Source organism: Cellulophaga sp. L1A9 (assembly GCF_009797025.1).
Taxonomy (GTDB): Bacteria; Bacteroidota; Bacteroidia; order Flavobacteriales; family Flavobacteriaceae; genus Cellulophaga.
In genome coordinates this window covers 1,173,545-1,197,645 of record NZ_CP047027.1, presented here as the reverse complement: position 1 = coordinate 1,197,645, position 24,101 = coordinate 1,173,545, and the positions used below count along the sequence as shown (strand labels likewise).

The window sequence follows — 24,101 nt, the reverse complement described above, 5'->3', positions numbered from 1 at the left end:
AAAATCTAAATATAGTATATGGAAAATACGATTAAACCAATCGAAGACCCGCAGTTATTTGGGCATCCTAAAGGATTATTTTATTTATTCTTTGCGGAGCTTTGGGAACGCTTTAGTTTCTACGGGATGCGGGCGTTGCTTACCCTTTATATGGTTGATGTTATTTTTGCAGCACTAACCACTAGAGATTTTGCAGCAGCAGCAGTGTATGCTTCATATGGTTCATTAGTCTATGCATCAACGGTAATTGGTGGTCGTATTTCAGATAAGATATTAGGGATGCGAAATTCTATCTTTTTAGGTGGAATTTTAATGGCTATCGGTCACTTTGTCTTGGCAGTAGAAAGCAACTATGCATTTTTTATAGCCTTGGCGTTAATTGTTGTTGGGAATGGCTTTTTTAAACCAAATATTTCAACTTTTGTAGGGTCTCTTTATAAAGAGGATGATATCCGTAAAGATTCTGGTTTTGTTATCTTTTATATGGGTATTAATATCGGTGGTTTTGCTGCGCCATTACTTTGTGGGTGGCTAGGAAGAGAGTATGGATGGCATTATGGTTTTGGTCTTGCCGGTATCGGGATGTTAATAGGATTAATAACTTTCTGGAGCGGAATTAAAAAAAATATTTTTGGTGATAAAGGTTTACCTCCTACAGAAACTATTTTAGATAAACCAATTTTAGGGGTTAAGCAAGGTTTAATGATTCCTATACTGGCCGTGGCATCAGTTCCAGTAATCGCTTTTTTGCTTTCTTCTTATAAAGCTTTAGGAGAGAAAGGAAGTTTTCTTGAAAATGACAATATTGTAAACATAATTTTTTATGTGATTGCTATTGCGATAGGGGCATTTCTATTAAAAATATTGATTGAAGCAACGGCAGATGAACGTAAAAAACTTATTGTAGCAATCTTATTTACATTCTTTATTACTATATTTTGGGGTTTTCATGAACTTTCAGGAAGTATTATTACGTTGTTCGCAGCACGGAATGTTAATCTAACTTTTATTGATGCTTCTCAGACAAACGCATTAAATTCAATGTATATCATCATTTTGTCTATTCCAATTTCAATGTTGTTTACGTATCTAAAGAGGAAAAAATTAGATCCAAGAACGCCTTATAAATTTGGTTTAGGTCTTGCTTTCGCAGGGATTAGTTTTTTAATTCTTTCCATGAGTAGTGGTAGTGCCGATGAAAATGGGATGGTGCCGTTTTCGTATTTATTAGTTATGTATTTTTTAATTTCAGTAGGGGAGTTGTTTATGTCTCCAGTAGGCTTATCTAAAATCACCGATTTGTCACCGAAAAGAATTGTTGCTTTCATGATGGGAATTTGGTTTTTAGCATCAGCATTTGCCTTTCAAATTGTTGGTTTTATAGGGAAACAGTTGGCTATTGAAAGTACAGATAAAAATGTTGGGGGTTTTGAAACCTTAGGAGTATATACAGACGGGTTTGGCTTGGTTGCGAAATATGCCTTAGGAGCATCTGTGATTGTGTTAATTGCATCACCACTAATTAAAAAATTAATGGGTAAAGTACACTAGTTTTCCAAATTAAAATAATAAGCTCCCTTTTCGCCTGTGTAGTGAAAAGGGAGTTTTCTTTTTGCACAAGTTGCTTTCCAAAGGGCAATAGCACTCTTATAATTACTTCCGTCAGCTATAAGGGCTATGGGTTGCAAAGAATCTATTAAGCGATCTAAATTTATCTTTGGCGATTGCGTTAAAAGAATGGTGTTATTTTTTGATGTTGGATAAATGCTCAAACTATCAATCAACGTAATTTTTTTTAAACCTAAGTTATAACTGTTGCGCAAGGAATCGGTGTGAAACACTGTTATTCGTTCTGCAATTTGATAACTCTTAAGAGGGTATTCAAAATTTGGGGCATCATTACTCAAAAGGTGTAAAGTTGTTCCAGATTTTTCTATGATTCCAGTAGATCTTGACTGATGCCATACAATAACTTCATGGGTCTTAGAAGAGGTATATCGTGAAATAAAAGTATAGGATTGAAAGATGATAATAACAAGTAGAAAACTAATAAAGTTTTTAAATTTTGGCTTGCTTAAGGCGGTAATCATTAAAAAAATTAAGGTGCAAAGCAAAAGTAATTGAAGTGTATCGAATGATATGTTTTTAAAGATAAAGACTTCTTGATTAGCAATCCATTTTACAATGCTATTCATAGCGCTAATGATGTGGTTATAGCTATCTGTAATAAAAGAGGGAAGTATATCTGCTAGGGATAAGATAATGACAAGTATGCCAATACCTAGAATAATGCCTAAAAAAGGAAGTATTAAAAGATTGGCTACAAAAAAGAGTCCAGGGAATTGGTGAAAGTAAAATAAGCTAATGGGTAAAACTCCCAATTGGGCAGCAATACTTACACTTAATAACTGCCAAAAGTATTTTACGATTTTATTTTTAGGAAACCAGAATCGTTGTAACATTGGATAGATCCATAGAATAGCAAATACTGCAGCGTAACTCATTTGAAATCCTACTTGAAAAAGATAATTTGGTTGTATTAGTAGAATAAAGAAAAGGGATAGCGCAAGTATATTAAAGCTGTTTGTAGGCCGGTTTAAATACATAGCATAAGCTAGGAATGAAAACATGGTAACAGCTCTTACAATTGAAGCAGATAAGCCTGCCAAAAAAGCAAATCCCCATAGGAGAATTCCAATAATAATTAATTTAATTTTTTTCCCATGCATCAAACGTTCAATAGGATGTAATAAGAACTGAAGAATAAGGAGTAATACTCCAATGTGTAGCCCTGAAAGTGCTAGTATGTGAATGGCTCCTGCATCTTTGTAATTATCGTAGGTTTCTTCAGAAATATCGTTTCGCTGTCCTAATAATAAAGCCTGAATAACACTCAGGTTTTCTGGTGTAAAACCTTCTTTTTTAAGTTTAGTGAGTATGGTATTTCTCCAGTTAGCAGCAAGTCCGTATACTGTTCTGTTTGGTTTTTCTAAACTAATGTAGTCTGTGTTTTTTAAGTACACCTGATCCAAGACACCTAATCCTTCTAGGTATTTTTTATAATTAAACTGATGCGGGTTTAAAGGAGGTTTAATATTTTTTAATGAATTATAGGTGATCAGTTCATCATCAATCTTTAGGAGGGAAGTTGTGCTGTCTTTAGAAATGGTTACTACTATTTTTCCAGATGTTGTTCTCTTATCAATTTCTATAATATCAGCGTAATACCGATCTGAGAAGGTATTTGATTTTAGAACGTCCGTAATCTTAAGACGAAGTTCTTTTTGTATAATGTTATCGCTCTTAAGGTAATGACTCGGCTTATTTGTTGGGTAGGCTAATGTGATAGATAGGTACCCGATGAAAAATGTTAAGGATAGCGCAGTAAGCCCAAATAGAGGAGTATTTGTATGTTTTGTTTTTAAAAATAGAACTGCTAACGCGAAAAGGGTAATGCATGTTAGGGTAAAGGGGATAGCAATAGAACTTTCAAAAAAAGCACCAAATAGTATCCCTGCAACTAAAAAAAGTGTCAATTTTATTGGCACAAATTTTAGTAACTGCATAGCTATTTTGTTTTTATAATATTCGTGTAGCTTTTACAAAGGCATAGTTCCAATAGCCTTCTTTTAGTGAGGATACAATAACACCTCTAGAAGTTGTAGCGTGTATAAATTTTATTCCATCATTATCCACAGAAACCACTAGACCCACATGGTTTATTTTTTTTGATCTTTTACTAGTCTTAAAAAACAGTAAATCACCCTTATCAACATCTTTTATTCTAATGTCCTTTCCTTCTTCGGCAATAACGTAGGAGGTTCTAGGGATTGAAATATCCTGGTCGCCAAAAGCAACATACAATAAACCGGAGCAATCCATACCTTTTTTTGTTGTTCCTCCGTATTTATAACGTGTGCCTGTATATTCAAGAGCAGAACTTATCACGGATTCAGCAATATTATTGGTTCTAGGTTTTTCTGAATATACGGCAGGTAACGAATTTGCACCCTTAGGTTTAGCATCGTTTTTATTGGCAGCTACGCTAATTTTTCGTTCTTTGTTGTCTGTATTAGTTGTTCTTTTTTTTGCGCCACAGCTAGTAGCTATTGCAATTAAAAAAAGATAAAGAAATGTGCGATTCATGGTTAAAGAATATGGGACTTTAAATTCAAATTTAAAGAATAAATATGAATGATACTCTCATGTCTTAACGTTCTTTTAGTAAAAAAACAATTTCTATTTTCTTAAACTACTGATAATCAACGATGCGGTGGTATCACTTGCCCCTTGTCCGCCAAGCTTTCTCTCTAGTTCTTCGTAGTTTTTTAAGACTATTTTCCTGGTTTCAGGATTTAAAATCTTCTTAAGCGCTAGACTTAAATTTTTTGTAGTTAAATCATCTTGAATTAATTCTTTCACAACCTCCTTATTCATGATTAAATTAACCAGTGATATGTATTTTAGAGTTATTATTCGTTTTGCAATTTGATAAGAGATCCAGTTCCCTTTATAGCAAACTACTTGTGGTACTTTAAATAATGCAGTTTCTAGCGTCGCAGTGCCGCTAGTAACTAATGCCGCATGTGCTATTTGTAAAATACCATAGGTTTGATTCGGAATTAAACTGATGTTTGATTTTTTTAAAAAAGGCTGATAGAATTCTTGATCTAAACTTGGAGCACCAGCGATTACAAATTGATATTCCGTAAATTTTTCGGTAACAGAAAGCATAATCTCTAGCATTTTAGATACTTCTTGTTTTCTACTTCCTGGTAATAAGGCAATAATAGGTTTTTGTTGGTCCAGATTATATTTGTTCTTAAAGGCAATAGCATCAATTTTTGGCGAATTTGCAATGGCATCAATTAACGGATGCCCCACAAAATTTACAGGAAAATTGTGCTTTTTTTCATAGAACTCTTTTTCGAAAGGCAAGGTCACATACATTTCGTCAATAGTACTTTTAATTTTCTCAATTCGCCCTTCTCGCGAAGCCCAAATTTGAGGAGCAATATAATAGCTGGTTTTAAAACCTGCTTTTTTTGCCCATTTTGCAATCCGTAAATTAAAACCAGAATAATCTATAAATATAATGACATCCGGATGAAACGATGCAATATCTTCTTTGCAGAAACTAATGTTTTTAAAGATGGTATTGATGTTGGTAATAACTTCAATAAATCCCATAAAGGCAAGCTCCTTGTAATGTTTTGCTAAAGTGCCACCAGCTTTTTGCATTAAGTCTCCTCCCCAACATCTAATAGTAGCCTCTGAATCTTGTTCTTTCAGAGCTTTGATTAAATTAGAGCCATGTAAATCGCCTGAAGCCTCTCCTGCAATGATGTAGTATTTCATCTGTTTAGTAATTAAAAATAATAGCCAGATTTTGTTTCTGTAAAGTTAAAGAAATCAAGGAGTGGAGTACACTTAAAAAATCTTGTAATACATAATTAATAAAGCAGTTATTAGCGTCGCTATTAAAACACCTTTTGCTCTTAAGTCACGTTTTATTTTTAAAAAACCAAAAAAGGCTACTAAATTTAAAACTGCGCCAAGAGCTAATAAACTTCCTACATGACCCTCAGTTACGGCAGCTATATAGGTTTCTTTAATGCTTAATTTTGAAAATATAATGATATACAATAGTGTTCCGATAGTGTTTGCTATAATTCCTACAACAAAACCAATAAGTATTTCTTTTTTATTCATTAGTTTAATTTCCAGTTGTTTATGGTTTGGATGGCATGATGGGCGGTTAAGTCAAATTGCGTAGGTACTACAGAAACAAAACCATTGGCTAATGCCCATTCATCTGTATCCTCACCTTTGTCAAGCAATTCAAATTCACCGGTCAGCCAGTAATACTCTTTTCCAGAAGGACTGGTTCTTTTGTCAAATTTTTCTTTCCAATTAGCTCTGGCTTGCCTGCAGATTTTAATTCCTTTTAACTCTTTTGTTTCTAGTTTAGGGATATTTACGTTCAATACCACTTTAGGTGGAATTCCGTTTTCTATAGCTTGACGAACTATTTGTTGAATGTGTGTTTTTGCTTGTGTAAAATCTGCCTCCCATTTGTAATCACATAATGAAAAACCAATGGCAGGTATGCCTTCAATTCCTGCCTCAATGGCAGCGCTCATGGTGCCAGAATAGATTACATTGATAGAAGAATTAGAACCGTGGTTAATTCCGCTGACACATAAATCAGGTTTTCTATCTAAAAGTTCCTGCAATGCTAATTTAACACAATCGGCAGGAGTACCACTACAACTGTATTCTTCCGTGCTCTCGTCGTCATCTAAATCAAGAATCATTTTTTTAGAATATAGCAGATCATCAATAGTGATAGCGTGTCCCATGCCCGATTGTGGGCTATCAGGAGCTACAACCACAATATCACCTATTTCTTTCATAAAACCTACTAAGGCTCTCAATCCAGGTGCGGTAATTCCGTCATCATTTGTAATTAAAATCAAAGGTTTTTTCATTACACATAATTTATAGCGTAAAAATACGTTTTTCATTAAGATATGACCGACAAACTGTTTAACAAAAAATTTAGATTGCCAATATTATACTGGCACGGTTTTTTCAGTATCTTAGAGAATTCAATAGGTATTAGAGCAAGACAGTGATAATAATGCTTAGATTGACAAAAAAATAAGTAGATGAAGAATAAATTAGCCTACGCACTTTTAATGATGCTATTTGCGGTAGCATCGTGCAGTTTTACAAATAAATCATTCGAAAATGACGATAAGGATAAACTTTTATTAGACCTTATTACCTATGTTTTGGAAAAAGGGCATTATGACCCTAAAAATATAGACGATGATTTCTCAGTTGAAGTTTTTGAAGATTTTATCAATGGATTAGATCCTACTAAAAGATATTTTTTAGAAAGCGATGTAAAAGACTTTGAGCAGTATAAATTTCAGATTGATGATCAGATAAAAAATACGGATATTACTTTTTTCAATGCAGTTTACGAACGTTTAATGATTCGTATGAAAGATGCAAAAGGAATCTATAAAGAAGTCCTTGAAGATCCTTTTGATTATTCTGCAAAAGAGAATATTGATATGGATTACGAAAAGCAAACTTTTGTTGCTTCAAGAGCAGATCTAAAAGAACGCTGGAGAAAGCAACTTAAATATGCAACTTTGGGTAATTATGACTCAAAAATTAAGATCGCTGAAAAAGACAACAAGAAAAAAATAAATTTAAAAGAGGCAGAAAAAGAAGCGCGTGTCGATACGGAAGAAACATTGGATGAGTTTTTCGATTTTGTTTCAGATTTAGAACGTAAAGATTGGTTTGTACAATACATCAATACTATTGTAGAAGAATTTGATCCGCACACCTATTACTTTGCACCAGAAGAAAAAGAAAAGTTTGATACTAGAATGTCTGGTAAATTTGAGGGTATTGGTGCACGATTACAGAAAAAACAAGATGGTGTTAAAATCGTAGAAATTATTTCTGGTGGTCCAGTTTGGAGAGATCGTCAGATTGAAGTTGGCGATGAAATCATTAAAGTAGGTCAACATGGCGGTACTCCTGTTAATATTGTTGAAATGCGATTAGATGATGCCATAAAGTTAATAAAAGGTGCTAAAGGAACTGTCGTAGATTTAACAATGCGTAAAGTAGATGGTACAACGGAAGTTATTTCAATAACTAGAGACGTTGTGGAAATTGAAGAAACGTTTGCTAAGTCTGCTAACATTATAAAAGGAAATGAAAAATTCGGAATTATTAATTTACCGCAATTTTATGTGAGTTTTGATGATTATGAAGGAGAAAGAAATGCAGCATCTGATGTAGCTAAAGAAGTAGAGCGTTTAAAAGAAGAAGGTGCAGAAGGATTGATTTTAGACTTAAGAGATAACGGTGGAGGATCATTAAAAACTGTTGTTGAAATGGCTGGTTTGTTTATCAAAAACGGACCAATAGTTCAAGTGCGTTCTAATGATGATCAGAAAGAAGTTCACGATGATATTGATGATCGTATTCAATGGGATGGACCTTTGGTAATTTTAGTAAATGAATTATCTGCTTCTGCTTCTGAGATTTTAGCGGCTGCCATGCAGGATTATAAAAGAGCAGTTGTTATTGGGAGTAAACAGACCTTTGGTAAAGGAACAGTGCAGAATGTAATTCCTTTAGATCGTATTGTTCGTAGTAATGAGCATGGTGATTTAGGAGCTATTAAATTAACGACTCAAAAATTTTATAGAATAAATGGTGGTTCTACTCAACTAGAAGGTGTAAAATCTGATGTTGTGGTTCCAGACAAATACAGTTATATAGATTTAGGAGAACGTGATCAGCAAAATCCACTTGGTTGGGATAAAATATCACCTGCAGATTATACGCCTTGGGATGGTCATATAGATTATGAATCTACAATAGCAAACAGTAACAAACGTATGGCAAAAAATCCTCAAATAAAATTGATTGAGGAGAATGCAAAATGGTTAAAAGAACAGCAAAATGAGAATGTTGTCTCTTTAAATTATATAGATTATAAAGAAGATGAGGCTAAGAGTATAGAAAAGTCTAAATACTTTAAAACACTATCTGATTACGATTCTAAATTAACTTTTGAATCTTTGAAGTATGAAGAAAGTTTATTTACTAAAGATTCTGTCTTAAGACAAAAGCGTAAGCGTTGGCATGAAGATCTCGTAAAAGATGTTTATGTAGAAGAAGCAGTAAATGTTTTGGAAGATCTAAAAGGTAATTCTTTAAAAGCAGGTAAATTGGCAAGTGTTAAAGGATAATTATACTATAAGAAATAATAAAAAGGCCGTTCATTTTGAACGGCCTTTTTATTTTAAGAACTGCAGGATAACATAGAGCAGCCTACTTTATTACGAGCCCATTCCGGTCTTTTTACAAACCATTTTTCAAATTCGGGTTGTTCGTCATAAGGCTTTTTTAATAGCATGTAGAGTTCATCAACTAAGCTGTAATCTTTTTCATCAGCTTTATCAATGGCCATCTGTGCCATATAGTTTCGTAATACATATTTTGGATTGGTAGTATTCATCTTAACTACGCGTTCCGCATCGTTTAGATGTTCTTGCTGTAACCGCTTTAGGTATAGATTAAACCATGCTTTCCATTTTTCTAATGTGTCTTCTTTGAATTCCGCTATAGTGTAAAATGCAATTTCAATTTTAGATAATGCTTTTTCTGTACTATCGTTTTTAGAGATTAAGTTTAAGTTTCTAAAAAATAGCGTCATGTCTGTTTCAATGAGTTGTAAGTTTTCTTCCAAAGTACCTAGTAATTCAGCGTCATTTTCATCATTGCTATAAAGACCTATTTTCGCCTTCATCATTTCTAGATACTTTAAGGCATAGTCCTTTTTGTACTGCTCTAAGATTTCTTCAAACGGTTCGGCCTCTTCAATTAATGGATACAAGGCATTTGCTAACTGGTATAAATTCCATAAGCCAATATTTGGCTGATTTCCATATCTGTAGCGTTTATGTTGTCGGTCTGTTGTATTGGGAGTCCAATTATCATCATATCCTTCTAGCCAACCATAAGGTCCGTAATCAATGGTTAAGCCTAAGATAGACATGTTATCTGTATTCATTACGCCATGAACAAAACCTACACGTTGCCAATGAATGATCATTGCTAACGTACGTTGGGCTACGGTTTTGAATAACTGGATATAGCCTTCTTTGTTCGTGTTTTCTATCTCAGGAAATAATTCTTTTATAGTGTAGTCAACAAGAGTTGTAAGTGTTTTGTAATCTTGTCTGGAGCTAAATATCTCATAATTTCCAAAGCGTAAAAAACTAGGGGCTACTCTAGTGACAATAGCTCCTTTTTCGTAATCAGGATTGCCATTATAAAGCACATCACGTAAAACTTGATCTCCAGTTAAAGCAATAGAAAGTGCACGCGTAGTCGGGACACCTAAATGAAACATAGCTTCACTGCATAGGTATTCTCGAATAGAAGACCTTAATACGGCCAAACCATCTGCCGTACGGGAATACGGAGTTTCTCCAGCACCTTTTAATTGTAGTGTCCAGCGTTTATTATTCTGAACTTTCTCTCCTAGGTTGATAGCGCGGCCATCTCCTAACTGTCCGGCCCAGTTCCCAAATTGATGACCCCCGTAACACATGGCATACGGACGAGAATTTTCGCCAACCTTATTCCCTGTGAATACTTCTAGAAAAGAAGTGCTCTTTAGTTCTTCATCAGGTATACCTAACTCGGAAGCCATTTCTTTAGAGGTATGTATCAATTCTGGTTGAGCTGTTTTCTTAGGAGCTACTAAAGAAAAACATGCGCCACTAACTTGGCGCCTAGAATTTTCTAAAATAGGATCTTGAGGTAATGCCTTAGTAAATGTATCTTGAAGTTCAAATTTCATAAATGAGTATACTTAATAAGTTGATGTCTTAGTCGTATAAGAATATACAAAATTAAAGTAACTTGCCCGTCTGACTGATGATTATGAAAAATAAAACAATATATTCTCTATTAATGGTAGTATGCCTTGTTGGTTTTTGGTTGTTTGAAAACTTCTATACACCAGATACGTATACAGCTCCAGAAGGAGAAGAGCCCATAGTTGAAATTCCTTTTGATTTTCTTCCTAGTTCTACAACAGGAGAGATTGTTCAACATAATTATTTTACACTGTCCTATAGTGAAAAGCATGAGCAAGCGGAATGGGTTGCTTATCAATTAGACAGAAATCAACTCACTTATGATGATAGAACGCGTCCTTATTTTATAGAAGACCCAAAAGTAAGTACGAAGTCTGCTGATTATAAAAATTATAAACGTTCTGGGTATGATCGCGGACATCTTTGCCCTGCGGGCGATCGTAGATTTTCTGAGTATGCATATAATGAGACATTTTATACGAGTAATATTAGTCCGCAGAACCGTGAATTTAATGCGGGAATATGGAACGAGTTAGAAAATACGGTGCGCTATTGGACTAAAAAGTACGATGGGGTATATGTAATTACGGCGGGTGTTTTGAATAATGGTTTGGATGCTATTGGAGATGAAGATGTATCAGTTCCTGATTATTTTTATAAAATAGTAGCTAGGAAAGACGGACAAGAAATTAAAGCAATCGCATTCTTATTTAAAAATAAAGAAAGTAGCAGCGCGTTAAAAAGTCATGTTGTTACTATTGATGAAATAGAACAAAAGACAGGAATAGATTTTTTTGAAAAATTACCTGATACCACCGAAGATAAATTTGAAAGTACTGTAGTTCTAAAAGACTGGAAATTTTAGAATCCTTCTTTCAGACGGTTAGAATCCATTTTTAAAAAGATAAATAATAAAGCGGTAAACCCAAGTAAACCAGACCCTCCATAGCTAAAGAAAGGTAAAGGGATACCAATCGTTGGCAGCACGCCTATGACCATTCCTATATTTATAAAATAGTGGACTAAAAGTATTGAGATTACGCCATACCCATACATGCGGTTAAATGCATTTTTTTGTCTTTCAGAAAGGTATACTAGCCTTAGTAATAAAATTGAAAACAAAATAATAACAATGGTTGTCCCTAAGAAACCCCATTCTTCACCTACCGTACTGAAAATATAATCCGTGTGTTGTTCTGGCACAAAATCTCCTTTGGTACGTGTACCTTCAAGAAAACCTTTTCCGAAAAAGCCTCCTGATTCAATTGCTTTTTCAGATTGATAGGTGTTATATCCAATTGTTTTGCGTATTTCTTCTAGTTTTGAGGGGTCTTTTTCTAAACTCAGCCAAAGACTAAAACGATCTCTGTGGCGTTGTTCAAAAACGTTTTCAAAAACAAAATTCACGGATAATGAAAATAATAAGGTAATAATAAAAACACCGACTACAGGGATTACAGGTATTTTATACGATTGCTTTTTTAGTAATAAGAATATAGCTAATAGTAAACCTATGATAATGGCGATCCATATGGTACCAAACATAAGCGTGCACACAAATATTAAAATGGTGTATAAACCAATACCTAGATAAAATAGAGGAACACCTTCTCTGAAAAGTACAAATACGAGTGAAAAAAAGACCAAGGCACTCCCAGGATCTGGCTGTGGGATGACTAGTATAGCAGGTATTAAAAGTATTAAAAAAGAATAGAGTTGATCTTTTCTTCTGCGAATATCTGTTTGAATATCACTTAGGTATTTAGCAACGGCAAGTGCAGTGGCAACTTTAGCTAGCTCTGATGGTTGTAGGTTAAAAAACCCAAGATTATACCATGATGTAGCACCAGCAATGGTTGTTCCAAAAACAAAGAGCCCAAGTAAAAGTGCTAAAGAAATGACATAGATTACACTTGAAAAACGTTCGAAAAAATTACTCTCTAACGCTAAAATTATTACGATTAAAACTAAGTCTAAGGCTATGAAAATTAGTTGTTTCCCGTATATAGTTGAGAAGTCAAATATGTTATCTTGTCCTTCAGAATAGGTGCTAGAATATATATTTATCCAACCAATTGCTATTAGAAGTACAAATATTAAAATGGAAAGCCAGTCTACTCTTCTTAAAAGCCCTTTACCAAACACGCTCGTTAATTATAAATGGTTCACCACTAATTTCTTTAGCATATTCCTTTTCTAAGGTTTTGTCTAACATTCTTTTTTCTAAATCTGTTCTGGTAATTTTTCCTTTAATATATTTTTCTATTAAAAGTGATGCAATATGGCCAGCATATCGACCTCCGTAATACCCATTTTCAATATAAACAGCAACAGCAATTTTAGGATTATCAACAGGAGCAAAAGCAACAAACACGGAATGATCTGTAAGCTGTGTTCTTACGCCATCTATTCTTGTGTAATTTTCTACGGTTCCCGTTTTTCCTGCAATATCTATATCTGGTATTTGAACGCCTCTCCCAGTTCCATGTTTGTATACATTCGCCATACCTTGTACAACAGGCTCAAAATGTTTTTTGTCTATGGTAGTGTTAGGTTTTTCTAGGTATTTTTGATTTGTAATTTTTTCCCCTTCCACTTCTTTAAGAACATGAGGAATGATATAATATCCGCGATTGGCAATTGCGGCAGTCATATTCGCTAATTGTAGCGGTGTAACAAGGATTTCTCCTTGGCCAATAGCATTTGATATAAAATATGAAGAAGACCATCTATTATCGCCGTACATGCGGTCATAGGTCTCTTTAGTTGGGATAGATCCACTTCGGCCTGTAGGAATATCAGATCCTAGAAAACCTCCTAATCCGAAGCTTTTTACATGTTTGTCCCAAACATCCATACCTTCATCTGTTGTAGGGAATTTTTCAAATATTTTTCTAAACGTACCTGCGAAATAGGCATTACAAGACTTATAAATTCCTACGTCTAAATCTCTTAAACCCCCACCGCAGTGACAACCTCTTTTTTTGTTACCCACATAAAAACCGTTATAGCATTGTATTTTGGTTTCAGGGGTAATTACGTTTTCTTGTAATGCTATTAATGCATTTATTGTTTTAAAAGGAGATCCTGGTGAAGTTTGCGCAAGAACGGAGCGATCATAGGTTGGTTGTGCAATAGAATCATTATAAAGTTTCGTGTAATTTTTAGAACGTTCACGTCCAACCAATAAATTAGGGTCATAGGTAGGACCAGAAATCATGGCTAAAATTTCTCCCGTAGCGGGTTCAATAGCTACAACTCCTCCACGTTTTCCATTCATTAACAATTCTCCGTATTCTTGAAGTTGTTTGTCAATAGTAATTTTAATTTCTTTTCCTTGTTCAGGTAAAGTATCTAAAATACCATTTTTATAGGGGCCAATATCTCTGTTAAATCTATCTTTTTGAATGTATTTAACGCCTTTTCGGCCTCGTAGAATTGCTTCGTATTGTTTTTCTATTCCTGTTCGGCCTTTAAGTTCTCCAAGTTTGTAGTAGGGGTTTTCGTTTAATTCATAATCGTTAACTTCAGAAATAAAACCAAAAACATTGGCACCACTATGCGTGTCATAATAGCGTAATGATCTTTTCTGAATATAGAAACCTTTGTATTTACGCATCTTCTCTTGTAATCGTGCGTAATCTTTTTTAGATAATTGAGGCACTAATACCGATGGTAGTCTTGGAGAATAATTTTTTGCTTTTTTAAATTGTTTTAAAAAAGTAGCTTTTTCTATTCCTAGTAGTTTGCAAAATTCTAAAGTGTCTAACTTTTTAACTTCGCGCGGAATAATCATAACATCATATGCAGGCTGATTGGCAACCAATAAATCACCATTACGGTCGTAGATATATCCACGCTCTGGATAATCATAGATTGCTTTTATGGCAGTATCTTCTGTAACCTGCATAGAAGAATGTCTAAATACCTGCAGATACGACAATCTCCCAATAAAGGTTAAGCCGATGATAATAATGATTGATGATAGTAATATTTTTTTCATTTTTTGATGAAAATCAACAAATTATGGTTTAAAGTAATTTAAAAAATTGCCCCAAAATTAGATAGAATATTTGTTTAATTTTCTTTTTTAACACTGAAAAGAGAGCTTATTAAAATACACAAAAATAAAGAAGCAATACTCACTACAAGTATTTTCTTTAAAATTAGAAGAAAATTATCAAAATTAAAAACTTCTAGGGTAAAGAAAACCGTATGATGTATCACAATTAACAAAGCGAGGTAGGTTATTTGCTGAATTCGGGGTGCAGATGATAATCTAAAGCTTTGGAATTCAAAATTCACTCCAAAACAAAAACGCATTATTGTAGGTCTTAGGTATGCAATTGTTAATGTCGCGGCTGTATGTATCGCTAAAGTGTCAGAGAAAATATCTATAGTAAATCCTAGAAAAAATGAGATAACAAGAAATACTGCTCTATTTTGTTTTATAGGGTACCAATATAGAAACAAGATGTAAATCATGGGGTTTATATATCCCCAGAAGTTGATGTTATTGCAGATTAGAACTTGAGCTAAAACAAGCGCAATAAAGCGTACGATATTTATAAAGTAATATTTACTTGACATTTGTTGATTCTAATTCCTCTAGGGTAACACGATTGGTGTTGTTAATGATATATACATTTTTGAGGTTAGACATATCATTAAAAAGTGAAATGTTAATGGTATACGAACTTTTTGAAACATCTAAGCCAAAACTTTTAATGGTTCCGATAGGTATGTTTTCAGGAAAAATACTCGAGGCAGCTCCAGTCAATATCGTATCGCCAACTTTAATAGGTATACGTCTAGGAATGTCTATTAGTTGTACCGTATTAAAATCTTTAGTGTCCCAAATTAAGGATCCAAAATTATCGGTGTTCTTTAGCTTGGCATTTAAATTAGACTTTCTATTTAAAATGCTTTGAACTCTAGAGAATTTACCGCTTGTATTTTCAATGATACCGAGAATTCCGTTTGGGGTGATAACACCCATATCTTGTTGGATACCGTTTTTAGAGCCCTTATTTAGTGTAATATAGTTGTCTAGGTTGGAATAGCTGTTTTTAATAATTTTTGCAGAAATAATGGTGTAATCTATTAAAGTGCTGTCTAGCTTAAGACTGTCAACAGGTATTTCGGCATTGTATTCATTGTTGATGATGATACGTCTTAAACGCATATTTTCATCGACTAATTTCTGATTTTCTTTTTCTAAATTGAAATAAGAAGAAATTCCATTCGAGGTTTTGTATACGCCGCCTGTCAACCAATTTGCTGAATTAAAAAATTTTGATTGATGGTAGGAATGCGATTGAATGGTAAAAGCAAGTGATATAAATAATAGGAATAAATAAAGGAGCAGATTTTTATTCCGAAATATAAAATTAATAATCTGTTGCATTCACTTTAATTATTTTTGAGTGCGGCAAAACCATTAAAGCACTTTTGTAATATGATATTAGAAAAGTGCTCTAGGATTATGCTATTCGCTATTTGATCAAGATACTTTTGTAGCGTTCAAGATTCTTTAATGCGATTCCTGTTCCGCGTACAACTGCTCTTAATGGATCTTCTGCTATATATACGGGTAAATCTGTTTTTTGAGATAACCTACGGTCTAAACCTCTTAGCATAGAACCACCACCGGCTAAATAAATACCAGTATTATAGATATCTGCAGCAAGTTCTGGAGGAGTTTGTGATAAAGTTTCCATTACTGCATCTTCTACACGTAAGATAGATTTGTCTAAGGCTTTTGCAATTTCTCTATAAGAGATTTGTACTTGTTTTGGTTTTCCTGTCAATAAATCTCTACCCTGAACAGACATTTCATCTGGAGGTGTTTGTAAGTCTTCAGTAGCAGAACCAATAGTTATTTTAATGTTTTCTGCAGTACTCTCTCCAACATAAAGGTTGTGTTGTGTACGCATGTAATAAATAATATCATTGGTAAAGACATCACCTGCAATTTTCACAGATTTATCACAAACGATACCACCTAAGGCAATTACAGCAATCTCTGTAGTACCACCACCTATATCTACAATCATGTTTCCTTTTGGTTGCATAATATCTAAACCAATACCAATAGCAGCTGCCATTGGTTCATGAATTAAATAAACTTCTTTACCATTAACACGTTCTGCAGATTCTTTTACAGCACGCATTTCTACTTCAGTAATTCCAGAAGGAATACAAATGACCATACGCAACGCAGGAGGAAACCATTTTTTCTTTAATGCTGGTATGTTCTTAATGAACATATTTATCATCTTTTCAGAAGCATCAAAATCGGCAATTACACCATCTTTAAGAGGGCGTATTGTCTTAATGTTTTCATGGGTTTTTCCTTGCATCATGTTGGCTTCTTTGCCTACAGCAATTATTTTCCCACTAATTCTATCTCTGGCTACGATAGAAGGGCTATCAACAACAACTTTGTCGTTATGTATTATAAGAGTGTTAGCCGTACCTAAGTCAATAGCTATTTCCTCTGTCAAGAAATCAAAAAATCCCATTTCTATTTATTTGGTTGTGTACTAAAAGTAAGTTTTATCGACGAAAGTAACAAAATTAATGTTTAAAATGACGTGTACCTGTCATTACCATAGAAATTCCATTAGAATTACAGTATTCTACACTTAATTCGTCTTTAATTGATCCTCCAGGTTGAATGACACTTGAAATTCCGCTATTGCCTGCAATTTCTACACAGTCAGGGAAAGGGAAAAATGCATCACTCGCCATGACAGCACCTTTTAAATCGAAATTAAATGTGTTTGCTTTGTGTATCGCTTGGTTTAAGGCATCAACTCTAGATGTCTGTCCTGTACCACTAGCGTATAATTGTTTGTTTTTAGCCAGAACAATGGTGTTTGATTTTGTATGCTTACATAATTTTGAAGCAAATATTAAATCTTCAACCTCTTGGGTCGTAGGCGCTGTTTTCGTAGCTGTTTTTAAATCAGCCTTAGCATCGGTAATAAAATCTTTGTCTTGAACTAAAACACCATTAAGGCAGGTGCGAACAGAAGTTTGTGGCAATTCTACTTCGTTTTGAATAAGAATAATTCTGTTTTTCTTTCCTTTTAAAATTTCTAAAGCATCGGCAGCATAGCTAGGAGCAATAACCACTTCGCAGAATAATTTATGAATTTCTTCGGCTGTAGCCTTGTCAATTTCTTTGTTGCTAATTAAAACACCTCCAAATGCAGAAACAGGATCTCCTGCTAAAGCATCTACATAAGCTTGGTGTAGGCTGCTTCTTGATGCTAAACCACAAGCGTTGTTGTGTTTTAAGATAGCAAATGTAGGTTCGTCATTTTTAAACTCTCCCATTAAATTCACGGCAGCATCAACATCTAAAAGATTGTTGTATGATAATTCTTTTCCATGAAGCTTGTCAAACATCGCATCGAAATCACCAAAGAAAAAACCTTTTTGGTGTGGGTTTTCGCCGTAACGTAAAACTTGACCATTCGTTTCGCTAATTTTTAAAACTGTTTCTTGCTTATCTTTATTAAAATAATTGAAAATTGCAGTATCATAATGAGAAGAAACATTAAAAGATTTAGCAGCAAAACGCTTACGATCTTCAAGTGTTGTAGTGCCATTATTTGCAGAAATCAATTCTAAAACTTCAGTATAATCTTCCATAGAAGAAACACAAAGTACATCCTTAAAGTTTTTAGCAGCTGCACGAATTAAAGAAATACCACCAATATCAATTTTTTCTATAATATCTTGCTCTGATGCACCACTAGCTACTGTTTTTTCAAAAGGGTATAAATCAACAATAACAATATCTATTTGCGGAATTTCAAATTCAGCCAATTGTTTTTGGTCATTTTCATTGTCTTGACGATTCAAAATACCTCCGAATACTTTTGGGTGTAAGGTTTTTACACGGCCACCTAAAATAGAAGGATAACTTGTTACATCTTCAACAGGGACTACATCTATGCCTAAATCACGAACAAATTTTTCTGTACCACCAGTAGAATATATGGTAATACCTAGTTCTTGAAATTTTTTAACGATTGGCGCTAAGCCATCTTTATGAAATACTGAAATTAATGCTGATGTAGCTTTTTTGGTGGTGCTCATTTTTATGTGCTTATGATTAATATCTTAAGCACGCAAAAGTAATTTTTTTGAAGTTAAAAAAGCATCGATTTTATCAATAAAAAATATAAAATTTTAAAGAATTTTAGCTACTTCTGCATTTATGAACTCTAAAAAGTGCTCATCAGCCTTTGTAAAAGGATCTGGCGTGTTAGAATCAATATCTATTTGACCAACGTTTTCGCCGTTTACGAATAGCGGAATTACAATTTCAGCCTTTACGGTAATGCTACATGCAATGTAATTATCTTGAGCTTTTACATCAGGGACAATAAAGTTTTCATTGCTTACAGCAACTTGTCCACAGATACCCTTTCCAAAAGGAATAATAATATGGTCTGTGGGTGCACCTGCATAGGGGCCTAATTTTAATTCGTTCTTATCTCCATTTTTAAAATAGAAGCCTACCCAGTCATAGTGAGGTACACGCTCTTTAAGTAAGTCGCAAATTTGTTGTAATTGCAAATCAGTATTAGTTACAGAATTGCTAGTTATAGCTAGGATTTGTTCCTTTAAAGTGTCAAACATTTTTTATCTGTTGATATTTGCTCCAAAAGTCGAATATTTTATTTAAAAATTACAGAACAAATGCAATAAATATTCGTTAATCTTCATAACTATTCTAAGGTAGCGTATGAATATTTTGTAATTTTGCAGGAATGAAAAAAGGACTTTTCAATATTTTATCTGTAACCATGGCAATTTTGCTATTGGCTTCCACGATTTCGTGGAAGGTAGAAAAGCACTATTGTTTAGGGCATCTTATGGATATTGCATTGTTTACTTCTTCGCAAGATTGTGGTATGAATATGGTTTCGCAGTCTGATGGCAATGGCGAACATGTTGAAGATTCAAATTCTTGCTGCGATGATGAAATAATCATTACAGAAGGGCAAGATGATTTGGTATTCCATGATAATGATTTTGATCTAGCGCAGCAGTTCTTTGTAGTCGCTTATGCATATTCTTATTTTAACTTATTTGGCAATGGTTTTGAACTGGAACGTTCTTTTGACAACTATCCGCCAACAATTATCGTCAAAGATATACACGTATTAGACGAGGTTTATTTAATTTGATTTTTTATTTATAGTTGACAGCATGCCGTTGAATCTTGTTTTTTTAAACGTGATTTTCTGTATGCCATTTCGTGCTTTCCTGTTTTTGGTATGACACTGAATAACTCTTACTTAAATAATTTTTCAAATTTAAATTACAAATGAATACATATATAAAACTACTTATTGCAGTATTATTGCCTTTTGCAGCGCTTTCTCAAGATAAAATAGAAGGAGTAGTGGTTGATGGAGGTGCTATTAATGCTACTTTAGGCTTGCCGGGGGCTAATGTCTATTGGATGAATTCTCAAATAGGTGTGGTGACAGATTTTGATGGGAATTTCTCAATTCCTTATGATGCGCAATACCATAAGTTGATCATCAGTTATGTGGGTTTTGAATCTGATACCTTAACTGTAGATCAACCAAGAAAAATTAAACACACATTAAATCCATCAAACACTCTTAATGAAGTGGTGGTAAATCAAAAACGAGATGCGGTACAGAAAGCTTATTTCAGCTCACAGAATGTGGTAACTATTAATAGTGCGGAGTTATTGAAGGCGGCTTGCTGCAACTTATCTGAAAGTTTTGAGACCAATCCTGCAATAGATGTAAATTATTCTGACGCATTAACTGGTACAAAGCAAATACAAATGTTAGGGCTTACCAGTCCTTATTTATTAATTACTCAGGAGAATATTCCTATGGTTCGTGGTGCGTCTCAGGCCTACGGATTAACATTTACGCCAGGTACGTGGGTAGAAAGTATTCAAATAACAAAAGGAGCAGGGAGTGTTGTTAATGGCTATGAGAGTATTTCTGGGCAAATTAATACAGAACTTGTAAAACCACTTACGGATAACGCTGTTTTTGTAAATGGCTATGCCAACCAAAATGGACGTTACGAGTTAAACACGCATTTGAACAAGAAGTTAACCGAGAAATGGAGTACAGGACTATACATTCATGGTAATAAACGTACGCAAAAAGAGGACAATAATGGCGATGGCTTTTTAGACGCTCCATTGGCGGATCAGATTAATATAATGAATCGTTGGCAATACCAAGATCCGGAAAATGGATGGATAAGTTTCTTAAATGTTCGATTTTTAAATGATAATAAGCAATTAGGGCAAACAAATTTTGAGCCATCTCTAGATAAGTTTACAACAAATTCTTGGGGTAGTGAAGTGAAAACACGTCGTTTTGATGCTTCTATGAAGTTGGCTTATATTTTTCCAGATTTACCTTTTCAAAATATAAGTTTACAAACTTCGTATAGTGTTCATAAGCAAGATTCATATTTTGGATTTAACACCTATGATATTGACCATGAAAGCATCTACTCTAATTTAATGTTTAACTCTATTATTGGCGATACTCAGAATAAGTTTAAGACGGGATTGGCTTTTGCGTATGATGGGTATGATGAACTGGTGTTGGCGGATGATTTTTCAAGGGTAGACGCTTCTGTTGGGGCATTTTTTGAATATAATTATGATAATTTAAATAAGGTAAATTTAACGGCAGGCCTGCGTGTAGATACGCATAATAGGTTGGGTACTTTTGTAACACCAAGGTTTCATATTCGCTATACTCCTTGGGACAAAGGAAGTTTGAAAGGATCATTTGGTAGGGGTAAAAGAGCGGCAAATATTTTTGCTGAAAATCAGCAACTTTTTGGTTCTTCAAGAACAATAAATATATCAAATGCTGGGGGCGATATTTATGGTTTGGACCCAGAAGATGCTTGGAATTATGGCGTAAGTTTTTTGCAAGGCTTCACATTTTTAGATAGACCAGGAAATTTCAGTATAGATTTTTATAAAACCGATTTTAAAAACCAAATTGTAGTAGATTGGGAAAATCCTCGTGAAATTTCTTTTTATAACTTAGAAGGGAAGAGTAGTGCAAGTAGCTTTCAGGTAGAATTGGGGCATAGAATTTTACCAAATTTAGAAGTTAGAACTGCTTATAAGTATTATGATGTAAACACAGATTATCAAAGTGGTAATTTGCAAAAACCGCTGCAAGCGCAACACAGATATTTTGCTAACTTAGGGTATTCTAGTGTAGCGAAAGAAAATGGAACACAATGGCGCGCAGATTACACGGTGCATGCGTTAGGAAAACAGCGCTTGCCTAATACTTCAACAAATGAGCTAGCGAATCAATTAGGCGATTACGCAGCGGCTTATAGTTTAATGAATGCTCAAATAACTAGAGTATTTTCAAAATCTTTTGAAGTTTACGTCGGTGGAGAAAATTTAACAGACTATACGCAAGATAATCCAGTGCTAAGTGCAGATGATCCGTTTGGCTCAAATTTTGATACCAGTATTGTGTATGCACCGATCATGGGACGTATGTTTTATGCGGGATTTAGATTTAAACTTTAAAATAATATTATATACTAATACCTATTACTATGAAAAAAATAATTTTAACAGCAGTTGTGGTTTTGATGGCTACGATTAGTTATGCTCAAGACAAGAACAAAAAAATGACATTTGACGTAAATGGAAAATGTGGAATGTGCAAAGAGCGTATTGAGCAGGCTGCATTAAGTGTAAAAGGAGTAAAGTTTGCTGCTTGGGATATTCCATCGCATCAATTATCTTTAATTATTGATGAGCGTAAAACTGATGCTATGAAGATAAAAACAGCAATTATAGCTGTTGGCCATGATACTAAAGAATTGAAAGCAACGGATGAGGCTTACAATAGCGTACATCCTTGTTGTTTGTATCGCGAAGATAATTCTGATGATTCTGGTCATCATTAAATAAACTCCAAGAGTAATTTAGAAGCCATTTGAATTTTTTCAAATGGCTTCTTTGATTTTTAGAGTAATTTATTATAATTGATAAGGGGTGTTAAATTTCTATATTTACCCTAAAAATATATACTAAGTATCTTATGAAAAGATTTTTATTATTTTCAATGCTATTGAGTCAAATCGCTTTGAGTGCCCAATCAGAATCAAAACTTCAGGTAATAGAGAGTGTGCCATTTGTAGATAAGGTTGAAGCTACCGACGTAGTTGCTATGCATATTAATGATATTCAGGAAACTGGAGTAATTAGATTTAATAAAGGTCGAATTATCTTCGATGTTTTCAACAATTCATTAGAAAGAATAAATAACGAAATTATAAGTATTGAGCGTAAAGAGGAATTTAAAGCTTCACTTTATTTTGACAATGAAATTAAGGTGATTACGTTGTATTCCCCTAGAAAGAAAGAACGAATCGTATTTTGTTATACTTTTAATATTAAGGATAAGTCTTATTCAAAAAAGCAATTGTTTGAAAAGACATTAGAAGGTAATTCTGTTCTGTTTTCTGGCGAGAATAAGAGGCAAACGAATTTTGTACAGTCCACTAATGGAAAATATTTGGCAATGACATCTGATAATATTAAAAAGAAGAGTAATGCCTATAGTATTCATTTATTTGATGCAAATTCATTAGAACTAATTTTTGAAAAGTCTTACCAAGAGGATGTTGAAAAACACTTTGAGTTGAATGATTTAATGGTAGATGATAATGCTAATGTTTTTGTATTGGGTAAATTATTTTTTAAGGGCCGATCCAATAAGCGCAATGATAAAGCAAATTATGAGTTTGTAATAAATAGGGTAAATAGTGAGGGTATTCATGTGCAAAGTATTGGTTTAGATCAGGAGCAAATAAAATCTTTGAATATTAGTTTTAAAAAGGGAAAATTACATCTTCTAGGATTTTATTCTGAACAAAATGTTGATAGAATAAAGGGAGGTTGTGATTTTCAATTAGACCCAATTTCTTTGCTTGTTGAGGATAAGAAATTATCGCCGTTACCGCTTACTGTTTTTGAAGATTTATATGGAAATGAAAGAGCGGAAAATAAAAAAGACACAGAGCTTAGTAATTTTTATGTAGATTATGCCTTAGAAGATTCCTTAGGCAATACGTATATGTTGGCGGAGGAATTTTATGTAACAAGTAACTATGTTAATACGGGTCAATTTGGGGGATATATGACTACAACAACTCATTTTGATGATATTATTATATTAAAGTTTAATTCTTCTGGAATTTTGGAGTGGGGTAGAAGTATCTTCAAAAGGTCAACTTCACCTTCGTATAATGCCTTTTTAAAGGGCAACCAATTACATGTAATTTTAAATTCTGGTAAAAATTTAAAAGATAAAATTGATGGGCGGACTAAGGTTTCTAAAAGGCTTTTTGAGTCTACTGCGTTATATGATATTTCTTTCGCACAAAACGGAGAAGTAGAATACAATAAGATTCAAGATAATAAAGGAGTAAATTTTTATTTACCTTCAGGAGGCACAATTAAGAATGAAACATTTATAATGATGAATGCTAGAGGAACAGAAAAGAGTTTAATGTTATTGAAATAAATAAAATAACTTAAAACTAATTTCCTCAACGCTCTAGTTGATTTAATCTAACACAAAACTATTAAAAAGCAAAACG

The 24,101-nt window shown here is 33.7% G+C and carries 20 protein-coding genes; 7 read left to right on the top strand and 13 right to left on the bottom strand.

What is annotated here, in order from left to right; genetic code table 11:
* The first annotated feature begins 18 nt into the window (after nucleotides 1-18).
* A complete protein-coding gene (locus tag GQR94_RS05160; protein ID WP_158974467.1) occupies nucleotides 19-1,551 on the top strand; it encodes a peptide MFS transporter in 1,533 nt (510 codons plus the stop codon).
* Here GQR94_RS05160 and GQR94_RS05155 read toward each other — a convergent pair.
* The 5 genes from GQR94_RS05155 to surE all read right to left on the bottom strand — a co-directional run bounded on the left by GQR94_RS05155 (nucleotide 1,548) and on the right by surE (nucleotide 6,491).
* Nucleotides 1,548-3,566, bottom strand: coding sequence for a ComEC/Rec2 family competence protein (locus GQR94_RS05155; protein ID WP_158974466.1), 2,019 nt, complete (start codon nucleotides 3,564-3,566; stop codon nucleotides 1,548-1,550). The genes GQR94_RS05160 and GQR94_RS05155 overlap by 4 nt on opposite strands.
* Nucleotides 3,567-3,579: 13 nt before the next feature.
* Nucleotides 3,580-4,146, bottom strand: coding sequence for a C40 family peptidase (locus GQR94_RS05150; protein ID WP_199271539.1), 567 nt, complete (start codon nucleotides 4,144-4,146; stop codon nucleotides 3,580-3,582).
* A 93-nt stretch (nucleotides 4,147-4,239) separates the two neighbouring features.
* Entirely contained in the window at nucleotides 4,240-5,358 is a 1,119-nt protein-coding gene (gene lpxB, locus GQR94_RS05145; RefSeq protein ID WP_158974465.1) for a lipid-A-disaccharide synthase, read from the bottom strand.
* A gap of 72 nt (nucleotides 5,359-5,430) precedes the next feature.
* The gene (locus GQR94_RS05140; protein WP_013549728.1) at nucleotides 5,431-5,712 is read right to left on the bottom strand and encodes a hypothetical protein; all 282 of its coding nucleotides are present in this window, start codon (nucleotides 5,710-5,712) and stop codon (nucleotides 5,431-5,433) included.
* Nucleotides 5,712-6,491: a 5'/3'-nucleotidase SurE gene (gene surE, locus GQR94_RS05135; protein ID WP_158974464.1), complete on the bottom strand. Its 780-nt coding sequence runs from the start codon at nucleotides 6,489-6,491 to the stop codon at nucleotides 5,712-5,714. Before surE ends, GQR94_RS05140 begins: the two co-directional genes overlap by 1 nt.
* A gap of 180 nt (nucleotides 6,492-6,671) precedes the next feature.
* On the opposite strand from surE, the gene GQR94_RS05130 reads away from it, so the two are divergent.
* Nucleotides 6,672-8,789, top strand: coding sequence for a carboxy terminal-processing peptidase (locus GQR94_RS05130; RefSeq protein ID WP_158974463.1), 2,118 nt, complete (start codon nucleotides 6,672-6,674; stop codon nucleotides 8,787-8,789).
* A 53-nt stretch (nucleotides 8,790-8,842) separates the two neighbouring features.
* Here GQR94_RS05130 and GQR94_RS05125 read toward each other — a convergent pair whose 3' ends face one another.
* Entirely contained in the window at nucleotides 8,843-10,408 is a 1,566-nt protein-coding gene (locus GQR94_RS05125; RefSeq protein WP_158974462.1) for a YdiU family protein, read from the bottom strand.
* 83 nt (nucleotides 10,409-10,491) lie between these two features.
* Here GQR94_RS05125 and GQR94_RS05120 point away from each other — a divergent pair, with 83 nt between their 5' ends.
* Nucleotides 10,492-11,292 carry a DNA/RNA non-specific endonuclease gene (locus GQR94_RS05120; RefSeq protein ID WP_199271538.1) on the top strand — a complete coding sequence of 267 codons (801 nt, stop codon included), beginning with the start codon at nucleotides 10,492-10,494 and terminating at the stop codon, nucleotides 11,290-11,292.
* On the opposite strand, the gene rodA is transcribed toward GQR94_RS05120, so the two are convergent.
* The 7 genes from rodA to GQR94_RS05085 all read right to left on the bottom strand — a co-directional run bounded on the left by rodA (nucleotide 11,289) and on the right by GQR94_RS05085 (nucleotide 19,085).
* The gene (gene rodA / locus GQR94_RS05115; protein ID WP_158974461.1) at nucleotides 11,289-12,572 is read right to left on the bottom strand and encodes a rod shape-determining protein RodA; all 1,284 of its coding nucleotides are present in this window, start codon (nucleotides 12,570-12,572) and stop codon (nucleotides 11,289-11,291) included. The genes GQR94_RS05120 and rodA overlap by 4 nt on opposite strands.
* Nucleotides 12,562-14,430: a penicillin-binding protein 2 gene (mrdA, locus tag GQR94_RS05110; RefSeq protein ID WP_158974460.1), complete on the bottom strand. Its 1,869-nt coding sequence runs from the start codon at nucleotides 14,428-14,430 to the stop codon at nucleotides 12,562-12,564. The genes rodA and mrdA overlap by 11 nt, the downstream gene beginning before the upstream one ends.
* Nucleotides 14,431-14,504: 74 nt before the next feature.
* Nucleotides 14,505-15,017: a rod shape-determining protein MreD gene (locus tag GQR94_RS05105; protein ID WP_158974459.1), complete on the bottom strand. Its 513-nt coding sequence runs from the start codon at nucleotides 15,015-15,017 to the stop codon at nucleotides 14,505-14,507.
* A complete protein-coding gene (mreC, locus tag GQR94_RS05100; protein WP_158974458.1) occupies nucleotides 15,007-15,834 on the bottom strand; it encodes a rod shape-determining protein MreC in 828 nt (275 codons plus the stop codon). The genes GQR94_RS05105 and mreC overlap by 11 nt, the downstream gene beginning before the upstream one ends.
* 88 nt (nucleotides 15,835-15,922) lie before the next feature.
* Complete coding sequence (locus tag GQR94_RS05095; RefSeq protein ID WP_013549719.1) at nucleotides 15,923-16,951, bottom strand: rod shape-determining protein; 1,029 nt, start codon at nucleotides 16,949-16,951, stop codon at nucleotides 15,923-15,925.
* A gap of 55 nt (nucleotides 16,952-17,006) precedes the next feature.
* The gene (gene purH, locus GQR94_RS05090) at nucleotides 17,007-18,539 is read right to left on the bottom strand and encodes a bifunctional phosphoribosylaminoimidazolecarboxamide formyltransferase/IMP cyclohydrolase (protein ID WP_158974457.1); all 1,533 of its coding nucleotides are present in this window, start codon (nucleotides 18,537-18,539) and stop codon (nucleotides 17,007-17,009) included.
* Between the two features lie 93 nt (nucleotides 18,540-18,632).
* Nucleotides 18,633-19,085, bottom strand: coding sequence for a GAF domain-containing protein (locus GQR94_RS05085; protein WP_158974456.1), 453 nt, complete (start codon nucleotides 19,083-19,085; stop codon nucleotides 18,633-18,635).
* Nucleotides 19,086-19,216: 131 nt separating this feature from the next.
* On the opposite strand from GQR94_RS05085, the gene GQR94_RS05080 reads away from it, so the two are divergent.
* The 4 genes from GQR94_RS05080 (at nucleotide 19,217) to GQR94_RS05065 (ending at nucleotide 24,025) form a co-directional block, all read left to right on the top strand.
* Nucleotides 19,217-19,636, top strand: coding sequence for a hypothetical protein (locus GQR94_RS05080; RefSeq protein ID WP_158974455.1), 420 nt, complete (start codon nucleotides 19,217-19,219; stop codon nucleotides 19,634-19,636).
* A 140-nt stretch (nucleotides 19,637-19,776) separates the two neighbouring features.
* Nucleotides 19,777-22,017 (top strand): TonB-dependent receptor, encoded by a 2,241-nt coding sequence (locus tag GQR94_RS05075; RefSeq protein ID WP_158974454.1) that lies wholly within the window; start codon nucleotides 19,777-19,779, stop codon nucleotides 22,015-22,017.
* 29 nt (nucleotides 22,018-22,046) lie between these two features.
* On the top strand, nucleotides 22,047-22,403 hold the full coding sequence (locus tag GQR94_RS05070; protein WP_158974453.1) for a heavy-metal-associated domain-containing protein: 357 nt from the start codon (nucleotides 22,047-22,049) through the stop codon (nucleotides 22,401-22,403).
* 134 nt (nucleotides 22,404-22,537) lie between these two features.
* The gene (locus tag GQR94_RS05065) at nucleotides 22,538-24,025 is read left to right on the top strand and encodes a hypothetical protein (RefSeq protein ID WP_158974452.1); all 1,488 of its coding nucleotides are present in this window, start codon (nucleotides 22,538-22,540) and stop codon (nucleotides 24,023-24,025) included.
* Nucleotides 24,026-24,101: the final 76 nt, after the last annotated feature.